This is a genomic window from Shewanella sp. 10N.261.52.F9, from assembly GCF_041471165.1.
Lineage (GTDB): Bacteria > Pseudomonadota > Gammaproteobacteria > Enterobacterales > Shewanellaceae > Shewanella > Shewanella marinintestina.
In genome coordinates this window covers 24,514-37,630 of the sequence record NZ_JBFRNX010000022.1, presented here as the reverse complement: position 1 = coordinate 37,630, position 13,117 = coordinate 24,514, and the positions used below count along the sequence as shown (strand labels likewise).

The 13,117-nt window shown below is 44.0% G+C and carries 10 protein-coding genes; 6 read left to right on the top strand and 4 right to left on the bottom strand.

Annotated elements, in window-relative coordinates:
• Positions 1-100: 100 nt before the first annotated feature.
• Positions 101-565: a hypothetical protein gene (locus tag AB4298_RS14290; protein WP_371987229.1), complete on the top strand. Its 465-nt coding sequence runs from the start codon at positions 101-103 to the stop codon at positions 563-565.
• 784 nt (positions 566-1,349) lie between these two features.
• On the opposite strand, the gene AB4298_RS14285 is transcribed toward AB4298_RS14290, so the two are convergent.
• Together AB4298_RS14285 and AB4298_RS14280 are read right to left on the bottom strand one after the other, a co-directional pair.
• Complete coding sequence (locus AB4298_RS14285) at positions 1,350-2,267, bottom strand: class I SAM-dependent methyltransferase (protein ID WP_371987228.1); 918 nt, start codon at positions 2,265-2,267, stop codon at positions 1,350-1,352.
• Between the two features lie 5 nt (positions 2,268-2,272).
• Positions 2,273-3,439, bottom strand: coding sequence for an AI-2E family transporter (locus AB4298_RS14280; protein ID WP_371987227.1), 1,167 nt, complete (start codon positions 3,437-3,439; stop codon positions 2,273-2,275).
• A gap of 89 nt (positions 3,440-3,528) precedes the next feature.
• Between AB4298_RS14280 and folX the strand changes: the two genes are divergently transcribed.
• The gene (gene folX, locus AB4298_RS14275; RefSeq protein WP_220782494.1) at positions 3,529-3,903 is read left to right on the top strand and encodes a dihydroneopterin triphosphate 2'-epimerase; all 375 of its coding nucleotides are present in this window, start codon (positions 3,529-3,531) and stop codon (positions 3,901-3,903) included.
• Between the two features lie 54 nt (positions 3,904-3,957).
• The gene (locus AB4298_RS14270) at positions 3,958-4,866 is read left to right on the top strand and encodes a TIGR01777 family oxidoreductase (protein ID WP_371987226.1); all 909 of its coding nucleotides are present in this window, start codon (positions 3,958-3,960) and stop codon (positions 4,864-4,866) included.
• Between the two features lie 125 nt (positions 4,867-4,991).
• Here AB4298_RS14270 and AB4298_RS14265 read toward each other — a convergent pair whose 3' ends face one another.
• Together AB4298_RS14265 and AB4298_RS14260 are read right to left on the bottom strand one after the other, a co-directional pair.
• Positions 4,992-7,445 carry an ABC transporter permease gene (locus tag AB4298_RS14265; RefSeq protein WP_371987225.1) on the bottom strand — a complete coding sequence of 818 codons (2,454 nt, stop codon included), beginning with the start codon at positions 7,443-7,445 and terminating at the stop codon, positions 4,992-4,994.
• Positions 7,436-8,185: an ABC transporter ATP-binding protein gene (locus AB4298_RS14260; protein ID WP_371987224.1), complete on the bottom strand. Its 750-nt coding sequence runs from the start codon at positions 8,183-8,185 to the stop codon at positions 7,436-7,438. The genes AB4298_RS14265 and AB4298_RS14260 overlap by 10 nt, the downstream gene beginning before the upstream one ends.
• Here AB4298_RS14260 and AB4298_RS14255 point away from each other — a divergent pair.
• The 3 genes from AB4298_RS14255 to AB4298_RS14245 all read left to right on the top strand — a co-directional run bounded on the left by AB4298_RS14255 (position 8,166) and on the right by AB4298_RS14245 (position 13,080).
• Positions 8,166-8,795: an arylesterase gene (locus AB4298_RS14255; RefSeq protein ID WP_371987223.1), complete on the top strand. Its 630-nt coding sequence runs from the start codon at positions 8,166-8,168 to the stop codon at positions 8,793-8,795. The genes AB4298_RS14260 and AB4298_RS14255 overlap by 20 nt on opposite strands.
• A gap of 125 nt (positions 8,796-8,920) precedes the next feature.
• On the top strand, positions 8,921-10,039 hold the full coding sequence (locus tag AB4298_RS14250; RefSeq protein ID WP_371987222.1) for a DUF481 domain-containing protein: 1,119 nt from the start codon (positions 8,921-8,923) through the stop codon (positions 10,037-10,039).
• 389 nt (positions 10,040-10,428) lie between these two features.
• The gene (locus AB4298_RS14245) at positions 10,429-13,080 is read left to right on the top strand and encodes a parallel beta-helix domain-containing protein (RefSeq protein ID WP_371987221.1); all 2,652 of its coding nucleotides are present in this window, start codon (positions 10,429-10,431) and stop codon (positions 13,078-13,080) included.
• Positions 13,081-13,117: the final 37 nt, after the last annotated feature.

The following is a 13,117-nucleotide window of genomic DNA, read 5'->3' as shown; positions in this document are numbered from 1 at the left end:
ATCTTTACTTAGGTCAAGCTTTAGATAAGATCTAAACTGATTTTCTTGCGTTAGCCCTTAATAATCGTAATACTGAGCCAAACTCATAAGAAGTTAACACATGTTTAAAGCCATTATTTTTGCCATTACTTTATTGGGTCTTAGCGCTTGCAGTCCATCAAACCAAGCCAGTGAAGAAATAAACGCTGGTGCAAAGCCATCCCTTCGTACACCTGAATTATCGTCACTAGGCTTTCTCAGCGCTGTGTACAATGACAAAGACATAGAAAAAGCTAAATTTTATGTTGATGATCCATTAAAGGAAATTTTAGGTCACTACTACATTGCCGCAGCAGTGCAGCGAAATATGCTTAATTTATCGATGACAAATGTTGAATTAGAAGTTGATGAGGTAGATATCGACTTCTTCCGTAAATTTACCGATGACGTCACCGTCATCGTCAAAATGAAGGGACTACGTGGCGGACAACCTTGGGTGGACGATAGAACATTACGCCTAAATAAGCGCAACGGTAACTGGATCATTGTCGAAATCATGCCAGAAAAGCGACAGGTGAACGGTTAAACCCTGCTATAAATAAGCTGCAGCCTATACTTTACAAACCGGCACGATAAAAGGCATCAAAGTAAGCACTCGTTACCTACTTTATACCAATCAATATAGTGACGGTTTTTTATGCTGGTTTAGCGGTCATCCAACAAAAAATAGCAACCCTTAGGTTGCTATTTTGTCTTAAGACTCGAGTTACAGTTTATGATGTCACACGCTATAACTGAGCTCTTAGCTATTTTCCTTAATCTAAAAACGCTTCTTCATCCATTTCAACTGGTAGAGACTCTAACATCTCATCTTGTAGTTGGTAATATGCGCCTTCATATTCCTGAATTTCCATAACGACTCCGGATCTTTGATTAAGGTGTAGGGTAAAGAGGCATGTCATCAAAAGTGTGACATTTAGCCTTTTTTCAAAAATATGCCAAATATGCATAGTTCTTAATTCGGAGTATAACAGTTTGCTGGCACCACTTACAGAAAACTTTCATTATTATTCTAATAAAACAGCAAAAACCACCTAAACCCCCCTAAAAACCGTCAACAACGGTTTGTGCAAGTGAAAGACTTTCAGTTTAATATTCACATTAACGCTTAACAGCCTACTTTTAGCGCTTAAATATTATACTAACCATTCCGTTTTTCGCACTTTATCTCCCCCCATTAGGTTATAAATAGGCTTATTTAGCACAAAACTGGCATAAAAAAGGCCAAACATCTTGTTTGGCCTATCGCGTCTTTCTAAAAGCTAGCGCATCTAAAAGCTATGACATCTAAAAACTAAACCTTATAAAAGCTAGCACCCGGCTTGCTTACGGTACCTAAGCACTTTTAACGCTTTATTAGGATCGACATCTTCAAACACTGTAGGGTTAGCCAGTTGCTCACAAAAAACCAAGCTTGGGCTGTACTCCTCAACCTGCTGCATTAAGAAATCAATACTCAATTCTGGCGCATTAAGGCACAGTAACATATCACCATCATCGGTTAATAACTCAGGCAAACGTTTTAGCAATCGAGCATAATCTTTGGTCGCCACAAAACTGCCCTTTTGATTACTTGGAGGATCAGCAACGATTACCTCATAAGGCCCAAGCTTGGTTAACTTACCCCAAGACTTAAAAATGTCATGACCTAAAAAACGCGCCCCGGCTTTAAAATCATTCAAAATGTGATTTTGCTTACCGATAGATAAAGCACCTTTACTCATATCGATATTAACCACTTCATCGGCTTTACCTTGCAAAGCGGCCACCGAGAAGCCACAAGTATAAGCAAATAGGTTTAGCACTTTTTTATGTGCACTATTCTCACGTACCCATTGGCGACCATTTGCCATATCCAAAAACAAACCATGGTTCTGGCCACGTAATAGATGCACTTGAAAACACGCGCCATTTTCAGTGACGATATGTTTTTCAGGCACTTCACCTTGAATGATTTCAGTATGAGTCTCACCACCACGGCGATATTGAAACACTAAGTTTAATGGCTCATTCCCTTTAACGGCTTGCCAACGTTGCTCTATTGCTTCGCACAACGTCTCAAGCTCACTTGGCTCTAAGCCTTTAAAGCTAGTTAATAGCAATACTGGCGAAAACCAATCCAAACATAAGTGTTCACAACCCGGGAAACGCCCACCACGCCCGTGAAATAAACGCGTAACATCTTCAGGAAACTCTACTTGTTGTACTGCTTCAATAAATAACTGCATCAAACTCACTTTTCACTATTTTTTAACTGATTACTGTCTTGCTGCTCGCTCGCTGCTGCAGATTGCTCTACGTCAGACTGCGCTAGCGATGTATTCTCTAATGCTGCGGTCGCGCTAACTTTGGCTTCTTGTAATTGCTCCTCAGACACATCATCACCTAGCAGCACCGCCAACCAACGTCCGCCAGAGCTAGACTCAAGGGCGATTTTCACGATCATGGTCAAAGGTACAGATAACAACATGCCCACAGAGCCTAATAACCAGCCCCAGAAAATTAACGACAGGAACACCACCAATGTCGATAAGCCTAAACCTTTACCCATGTATCTTGGCTCAACGGCGTTGCCCATAACCGTATTGGTACCAAGGTAAAGTAATGCCACACCACCTGCAGCCCCTGGGCCTAATTGAATGAAGGCTAATAGCACCGACGGAATAGCTGCAATGATAGAACCGATATTGGGAATATAGTTAAACAAAAACGCAATCACGCCCCATAACAATGCGTAATCGACACCAATAAAGTACAAACCAACACCAATGATTAAGCCCGTTGCTAAACTGACTAATGTCTTGATCACCATGTACTGGTTTACAGAATGTAAGAAACGGTCCACCTGCTTTAAGCGCATATCTGGATCGTCTAGTGCAAGGTGCATTTTGGTTGAAAAACCGTTCGACTCAAACAACATGAATACCACGGTCAAAATAATCAAAAACAGGTTAGCCATCACACTACCTACACCTGACAACATATTTGTTGTCATCGATAGTGCAACCCCTGGGTCGAAATAAGCCAAAATCTGTTCTTTGGAAATTTGAATATTAAACGCCGCTAGCTTTTCTACAATCCAAGAAAACTGATCGATTAATTGGTCACGATAAAAAGGTAACTGTTTGGAGAATTCATTAATTGAAGTGCCAACCACTGAGGCCAACCACAAGCCCATTAACACAATAAACACCATCAACAGCAGTACAGCTAAACCGCGTGGTGTACGATGACGTGTCATCCAACTGATCATCGGATTACAGATCACCGCAATAAATACTGATAATACAAACGGCACAACAATAGGGCTAGCTGCTTTAATACCTGCCAAAATGACCACAATAAATGCGGAAATGGCGAAGCCTTTAAAAGCGACCCCTTGATTCTCGAATCGAGTCATTACAATAAAGTCCTTCTTGATTCACTATAATATTGATAGGGTTATATAAACTGCTTCTAACATGAACTACAACAGGGACATCGTTTTTTATGAAACCAGAAATCGCCGTGATCCGCATTAAGAACCTAAGGTTACGTACTTACATTGGCATTAAAGAAGACGAAATTCAAAATAAGCAAGATGTCACCATTAATACTGTTATTCATTACTGTGCAGATAAAGCCAGAAACAGTGACAATATGGATGATGCTCTGAATTATCGCACGATTACGAAAAAGATCATTGCTTTAGTTGAAAACAACCGTTTTTCTTTACTGGAAAACTTAACCAGCCAAGTGCTGAGTATTGCCAGTGAGCATGATTGGGTCGACTTTGCTAAAGTAGAAATCGATAAGCCCCATGCATTACGTTTTGCCGATTCAGTGTCGCTAGAGCTGTGTTATCAAAAACAGTCGATCCAATAGGTCAGCCATAGCGTACTGATAATCATCTATTTTATAACCTCTGAGTTTGAGCCTATGAACATATTAATAACTGGCGCCAGCGGATTTATTGGTACGCAACTGGTTAACGCCTTAAAAGACAGCCATCAACTAACGATTTTAAGCCGCTCAGTTGAGGCTGCCAAAAAACGATTGGGCGCCTCACACCAGTACCTAGCGTCAATAGATCTGCTCACTCACCTCAATGACTTTGACGCCGTTATCAATTTAGCCGGCGAGCCCATTGCTGGAAAACGCTGGAGCGATAGCCAAAAGCAAGCTATTTGCCAAAGCCGCTGGGACCTTACCAGCAAACTAAGCAGCTTAATCAAACAAAGTGACACACCACCGCACACATTTGTTAGCGCCTCAGCCATTGGTTATTACGGTGACCAAAAGCTACAACCTATCGATGAGAGCTTTGAAGTTAGCCAACAGACCCAAGCAGAATTTACCCACAAAGTCTGCCGCCGTTGGGAAGATGAAGCCTTAAAAGCCCAAAGCGAGCAAACACGGGTGTGTATTGTCCGCATCGGGTTAGTATTAGGTCGCCACGGCGGCGCACTCGCCAAAATGTTACCGGCATTTAAATTGGGTCTCGGCGGCCCTATTGGTAACGGGCAACAGGGAATGAGCTGGATCCATCAGGCAGATCTTATCGCGCTTATCAGCCATTTGACCCTTGATGCTGACTGCGAAGGTGTTTATAACGGCACAGCGCCCAACCCTGTCAGCAATAAAGCCTTTACTCAGGCACTTGGCAAAGCCGTCAATCGCCCAGCTTGTATTCCCGCGCCGACATTTGCGTTAAAGCTTGCTTTAGGTGAGATGTCGACGCTATTAATTGAAGGCCAATACGTTACACCTAGGCGTGCATTAGCGTCGGGCTTTGAGTTTACCTATTCAGAGTTAGCGCCAGCATTAGCTGACATAGTAGCTAACTGATGTTTGATTAGCTCAATCACTAAGCTTAATCTACAGATAGTGACTAATTAGAAAGATGACTAAAACAAAAAGGATAACGCCCAGCGTTATCCTTTTTTGATTAGTGCTCAATTTGTTATGGGTAACTAATGCCCTTTAAGCAGCTCGCCACATGACTTGCTCAGTAGTTGTCTACAGCGCCAAATACCTAAAGTCGCCACAACTAATCCACCACAAAGCGGCGCAATCCCCCACCAAGGCCAATGCATATACACGTTTAACTCAAACACCTGCGTTTTAAGTAGGTAAAGCGTAAACTCGGCAACGATTACCGCCAAAATGCCGGCAATGGTACCAAGTAGCGCAAATTCAAGCCCTGTTGCTGCTCGCAGCAACCAGCCAGAGGCACCAAAGGTACGCAATACCGCCAACTCTCGCTGCCTTGTTGCCATACCTGCTTCAGTTTGTGCAATCATCACTAAGGCACTTGCTAGTAACACCAACACGAGTACCAATGACAGAGACAAAGAGACCTGATCAATAATCTGCCTAAGCTGACTCACCATAGCGCCAACATCAATAATCGATACCGTTGGGAACTGTTTGATTAACTCTAAAATCAATCCTCGCTGCGAGTCATCAAGATGAAAGCTCGACATAGAAGTATAAGCAAACGGCGCTAATGCTTCTTGAGTAAAGATCATAAAGAAGTTGGGTTGTAGTGTTTCCCAATGCACCGCACGAATGCTGGCAACATTTACCGTCAGGCTTTGGTTATCTATGGTGTAAGTTAATTTATCACCCAAAGATAAATCCAAGCGCTCAGCCACGCCCGACTCAACCGACACGTCATACTTGTCTTTATTAAACTCACCTTCTAACAAATCGTTATTGGGTGGCATAGTGTCGCGGTAAGTGAGGTTTAACTCGCGCGAGATCCCCACTCTGCCCTCTACCCCCTCTTGCTGCTGATCTCGCGAAATTAACACCTCTCCGTTAATTGCCGTCAATCGTCCACGAATAACAGGGTAAATAATTGGTGCAGATTGTAGATGTGGCGCTAAAAACTCACTAATTGGCTGAGTTTCTTCTGGCGCAATATTGACTAAGAAATAGTTTGGCGAGTTTTCCGGTAACTGTTTTTGCCACTCATTGAGTAAGTCTTGTCTAAGAGCAAAAATAGTCAGTAGCAACACCAACGCGCTACTAAAGCCCACCAGCTGCACCGCATTTTGTTTGGCGCGGCGTCTAAGCCCCGCCAATGCTAACTGCAATGGATTGGTGGTTTTCATCCCCACACTGTGGCCAAGACGGATCATAAAGAAGCCAAGCACACTTAATAGTACGCCTAACAAAAGAACCGCTGCGACTACAGTTAAGGTTAATGCAAGGCTTTGCGAGTACAGATAACCCAATAGCGCCATCGCCCCTAAGCTCAGCACTAAGTGCAGCCACATTCCTAGCTGTATGCCTTCAAGCTGTCTTTGCAATACCCGTAATGGCGGAATAGCTAATAAGCGCATGAGTGGATAAGCCGAAAACATAAATGCACTAATAAAGCCCGTGCCTAAGCCCAGCATAATCGGCCGCATCATTGGCGGCGTATAAGCAGCAATTTCTGCCGGTAAAAATGCAGTAATGCCCCTATCTAAGGCAAAGCCACCAATAAGCCCGAGTACCACACCAACGGCGGTCACTAACAATAAGTGCATACCAAATAGCACGCGGATCTGTTTTGCCGATGCGCCAAAGGTTTTAAGCATGGCGACCACATCATAATGACGCTGACAGTAACGCTGCGCCGCAATGCCGATTGCCGCGCAAGCAAGTGCAATACCTAATAAGCTTGCCAGCAATAAGAAACGCTCCGCGCGCTTTACCGCTTCCGCAATAGGTGAATCACCAGACTGCACATCTACCCAGCGCTGACTGGTATTCAGTAACGGCTTAGCTTTTGCTTCAAATGCATTTAACGCGGTCGCATCACCTGCAAACTGATAACGGTAAGTCACCCGGCTGCCAGGTTGAATCACTTCAGTTTTAGCCACATCCTCAATGCGCATCAACACAACCGGCGATGAGGCAAACGGATTAAAACCAGCATCCGGCAAACGAATAATCTCTTTCGATAAGCCAAATTTGGCGTTACCTAGCTCAATTTGCTCTGGGTAACCTAACAAGCCACCTAAACGAGTTTCAAACCAAATGTTATTCGCACTAGGTAAGCCTTCGGCTTTACCCGTGCTAAGCTCAATATCGCCTTTTAACGGATAGCCTTGTTCAACCGCTCTGACCGTCACCAACTGAAACGCATCACCGGCATAAAGCATCGAATTAAACTGCATGCTACTGACACGAGACAAGCCGTTATCATCGGCTAACTGCAGCACCTTGGGGTCTATTGCATTGGGTGAATCAATGATGCGATCGGCAGCAATAAACTTAGAGGCTTGGCCGTTAATTGCCAGCTGCAAACGCTCACTTACACTGGCAAGGCCGGTAACCGACAGCACGGCTAAGGTTATCGCCAAAATAATCAACACCAGTTGGCCTTGCGATAACTCCCTTTTAAACAATCTCCACGCTAAACTTAACTCCATGCGCGCGCCTCGCCCGTTACCTCATCATTTTCCTCAGTCTTCTGCTCTACATCTCGCGCAGCCGTTTTTTCACTTAAGCAGCCCGAGTCCATAATAAATTGTCGCTGACAGCGGCTCGCAAGCTCCATATCGTGGGTGACCAGCACTAAGGTAGTGTCACTTTCACGGTTGAGTTCAAACAGCATATCGGCAATTTTATCGCTATTGGCTGAATCAAGGTTACCTGTCGGCTCATCGGCAAATAATACTTTAGGTTCGCAAATAAACGCCCTGGCAATCGCCACACGTTGTTGCTCACCACCAGACAGTTGATTAGGAAAGTGGGTTAAACGATGACTCAGCCCCACTCGTTCGAGCATAGCTTGGGCTTTGTCTTTCGCTTTAGCCATCCCGGCGAGTTCTGCTGGCAGCATCACGTTTTCAAGGGCGTTTAAGGTGTCAACCAACATAAAAGATTGAAAGATAAAGCTGACTTTTTGCTTGCGCAGGGAGGCTTTAGCTTCTTCATTGAGTGTTTCAAGTGCAACACCGTCAAGTTTGATTGAACCGCTGCTTGGCGAGTCAAGAGCTGCTAACAAACCTAATAACGTTGACTTACCTGAACCCGATGGTCCGAGGATCGCCACACTCTCTCCCTGCTTGACATCCATATTAATGCCGTTGAGGATAGTCAGTTCTCCCTCTTGAGTAACAACTGATTTAACTAGGTGGCTTACGGTAATGGCGCTATTTTCAGACATAGAATCCTTCTTCAACGTTAAAAACCGACTTCGCGGTTTGGTCTTATTATTGGTTTTCAGCAGTTTTGGGCTGAGTGCTACCCCTATATTAATCCTAGGTGATAGCCTAAGTGCAAGTTATGGCATGCCCGAAAATCAAGGCTGGGTACAATTACTACGTGAGAAAATGCCAAATAGCTCAATCATTAATGGCTCAGTTAGCGGCGAAACATCGGCCGGCGGATTACGCAGACTGCCCGCCCTGCTTGAATCTGCTCAGCCCAAAATATTATTGATAGAACTTGGCGGAAACGATGGACTTCGCGGATTCCCACCAAAACAATTGAAAAACAATCTTACAAAAATCATTGAGCTAGCTAAAGCACAACAGGTAAAAGTGTTATTAAGTGAGATTATGGTGCCACCTAATTACGGTCCAAGATACGCGTCACAGATTAATACGGTATATAAAGATTTAGCAACTGAACATGACATCACCTTGATGCCATTTTTTATGGAGCAAATTGTCATCGACCCATCATTAATGCAACGAGATGGCATTCACCCAAATCAAAAGGCGCAGATAATAATTGCCGAGTTTATGTTGCCATGGTTTGAGCAGGCTTTATAATCGCCGCTTAAATCATTGTACCGTTGTTTAATACTCAAACCTTGAATAGCATATTTACACCTTAATTAAAGCTGACCGGCTAAAAATAAAGTCAGCCAAAGGAGTCGCTTTTCAAGGGAAGCTTAATGGAATACCACATGCGCTATACACTTATCGCTGCGACCTGTCTCGCAGCCGTTTATTCTGGTTCTGCTATGTCAGCAGAAGCGGTTATCACGACACCAGCCACCTCTCAACAAGCACTTACGCCAGCCGATCTATATCCGCCAGCGGATGCTAAGTACGATTGGCTGCAACTCACTTCACTTGAGCTATTAAAGGGCGAAATTAAAAACCTTTATGATGACAAGTTAGAGTTTGAAAGTGATGAGCTCGATACTGTCTATATCGACTGGGAAGACGTTAAAGTGCTGCAAAGTAGTGGCATTGTGAGTATTGGCTTTACCGATCTAAGCACTAAAACGGGCCGTTTACTGGTTGAAAATGGCAAGTCGTACATTAATGGCGAAGAGTTTGATAACACGCAAATCATGACCATTATTGCTGGCGACCAATCAGAAGCTAATTACTGGTCAAGCAAGATCACCTTAGGTGCAAACTTTCGCAGCGGTAATACCGACCAAATCGATTACAGCGCATTAGCTAAGACGATTCGCCGTACCACTGAATCACGTTTTAACCTTGATTACATCGGTAATTACTCTAAGACTGACGGTGATAGCCGCATTAACAATCATCGTATCAATACTAACTTTGACTGGTTTATCTCAAAGCAGTTCTATGTGCGACCTATCTTTGCTGAGATCTACAAAGATCCATTCTCAAACATTGAGTATCGAGCGACAGTCGGTTCGGGTTTGGGTTACAACATCATTGATAACTCAAAAACAGAATGGAGCATCAGTGGTGGTCCGGCTTATACCTATACAAGATTCGATGAAGTAGCCGCTGGCGAAGAAACCGATGATGGCAGTGCTGCTATGGTCATTGAAACGGCTTTTGACACTGAAATTACCAGTGACATCGATTTCAATACGCTATACCGCGTGCAATACGGTAATGAACAGTCTGGTGGATATACTCACCATGCTATTGCCACATTAGAGATTGAATTAACCAGCATGTTTGACCTTGATCTGTCATTCGTTTGGGATCACATCAATAACCCACAGGCTGATGCCAGCGGATTGATCCCAGAGCAAGATGACTATCAATTTATTATTGGTTTCGGTATCGATATCTAAGCATGACTCGCTATGTAAATAGCGACTGCCACGCGTTAAAATAAAATCCCTGCCCTAATCGGTGGGGATTTTTTATAACTCATCGTTTTAGCTATTTGCTTTATCCCCTCCTATTTCCGCCCACGCCTTTTCGAGCAAAGCGCGATACCGTCATACCGCCGCTAAAATAACCTCACTTTTTATCAGACATAGCGAATCAATACAGGCGTTTGAAACTTATCGAGTTCAAATTAAATTTCAATACTTAAACCCAATCACCTCGTTTAAACCTCCACACAAACACTCAAGACAACAACTTGTTAAATAATTGTTGTCCACATTTCACATTGCTTATCTTGTACGCCAGTGCAATCTAGGAGTCGCATAATAAAAATAATTTTGGAGACGCTATGCTCAACAAGAAACCGACTTGGCTAATGCCAACTTTGATTGCCAGCGCTGTTGCAATAAGCTTGGGGGCTTGTTCATCAGACGATGATAAATCAGTAGTAGACGATACGCCCGCAGTGGTAGTGCCAGATCCACAACCTGAGAACAACTTTCCCGAAGGCGCCATTATGGTTGAAGAAGGTGACAACCTCACTATGCGCATTCAAGAAGCACTCATTAATGCCCAAAGTGGTGATGTCATCGTGTTGCCTAAAGGTAACTTTGAAATCGAATCAACACTGCTATTTGACGGCGATGTTGACGGCGATGGCAGCTACGCTAAAAACGTCACCATTATGGGTTATGGCATGGATGAGACTGTTTTAGACTTCTCAAATGCCAACTCAGGCGATGGTATTTTTGTGCAAAATGCCATGAACATTATTATTCAAGACTTGTCGGTTAACGAAGCGAAAAACAACGGCATCAAACTTAAAAACACCAATGGTATTATCCTGCGCCGCCTAGCAACAGTTTGGGAAGGTGAGCTTGACGAAGGCAATGGTGCTTACGGACTATATCCTGTTGAATGTGAAAACATTCTCATTGAAGATACCTATGTTCGTGGTAGTGCCGATGCCGGTATTTATGTGGGTCAGTCAGAGTACATTGTCGTGCGCCGCAATATCGCCAAAGAGAACGTGGCTGGTATTGAGATTGAAAACTCAAAATACGCCGATGTATATGACAACGAGGCCATGGGCAATACTGGTGGTATCTTAGTGTTTGACTTACCTATCGGTAACCATAGATACGGCTCAAGCGTGCGTATTTTCAATAACAAAATTTACGACAACAACACTAAAAACTTTGCTAATGCATCCGCCAACCCTGCAGGCGTACACATTGTGCCACCGGGTACAGGTATGATTATCCTGTCTACCGACGATGTGGAGATCTTTAATAATGAGATCACTAATCACGATACTATGGCTGTCACTATTTCGAGCTTCTTTATTGCTGAGCCTGATATTTCAGCTTTTGTGGCTAACTATGGTCAACCAGGACAACCCATTGCAGATGGCTGGCGCCCAACGCCGCGCAATATTTATATGCACGGCAACAAAATTGAAGGCTATGGCCAAAAGCCTAATGGTTACCTAATTGATGACATCATTAAAGGTTACCTATTTACCCACGGGCAGTTCCCGGGCGTGTTATACGATGGTCTTGGAGAACTGTTATCAAATAATGGCACCGCGGCATATTTAGGCTTGCAAGAACTGCCATTTGCAGCAGACGGCAGTGACAATATCTGTGCAACTGACAATGGTGATGTGTCATTTGGTCGCCTATATGCCAATGATAATACCGATACCAATAGCCCAGAATTCCTGCTTGAAAAAACCCAGGCCGATATCATGAACTGTCAACAAGTCAGCTTGCCAGTGCATACTGTCACCTTTGGCGATCAGATCTTTGGTTGTGGTGTCGATGATGACACAGCAGGTTGTGACGGCGGTAACCTAGTCGGTGGCGGTGGCACCATTGGCGAAGGTGAAGGTGGTCTTGAGGGCGATGGCGATTTAAGCTTGTGTAAGGCTGAAGGTTCAAATGCCTCTTGGGATGCGCTGCTTAAAGCAAACTGTCCTAACTTGTCTGACTACAACCTGTTTGCAGACATGAAAGATCCAACCAATGCCCCTCACTCTGGTGGACTGCCTTATGACTTAAATACGCCGTTATTTACTGACTACTCGAGTAAATATCGTTATGTATTTGTGCCTGAAGGCACTAAAGCGGATTACTCTGCAACCGAATCAATGGACTTCCCAGTCGGCACTGTCATCGTTAAATCATTTGCTTTGCCAATGGACACCAGTCAACGCAGCCTTGCTAATGAAGACCTGATTGAAACGCGTTTGCTTATCAACCGTGAAACAGGCTGGACTGCCCTACCTTATGTCTGGAACGCAGAAAAGTCTGATGCGGTTCTAGCCAAAGCCGGTGCTATTCAAGCCAAGAGTGTAATGCACAATGGCGATGACTTTGCCTTTGATTATGTCGTGCCAAGCATGAACCAATGTAAACAGTGCCACCAGTATAAACCTGACGCTGACAGCCCAGCCAAATTTGTGCCTATTGGCCCTAAAGCGCGCAATCTTAATAAAGATTACGCCTATAGCGACGGTAGCATGAATCAGTTATTAAAGTGGCAAGCAGCGGGTATTTTACAAGGTGTACCTGATGTAACCAGCATAGATACGGTTCCAGCATACAATGACGGCGATGAAACCAGTATTGCAGAGCTTTCAGACACAGAGCTAATGAACGCAGCCAAAGGTTATTTAGACATTAACTGTGCTCACTGTCACCGCCCAGAAGGTAACGCGTCTAACACTGGCTTAAAGCTTGAATACTGGCGCTCATATGCTGAAGATGCCGGTCTTTCACACGGTACCTGTAAGTCACCTGTGGCTTATGGTGGCGGTTCACTCGGATTTGATATCGTACCGGGTAAGCCAGAGGAGTCGATTCTGCACTTTAGAATGGAATCTAACGACCCGGGTGACAGAATGCCAGAGATCGGTCGAAGCTTATCTCACGCTGAAGGTGTTGCACTCATTAATGAGTGGATCAAACGTCTACCTGAAGCAAGCTGCTCTAACTAATAGCGGATTCTTTTAATCGCTATATCGACCTAAGGCC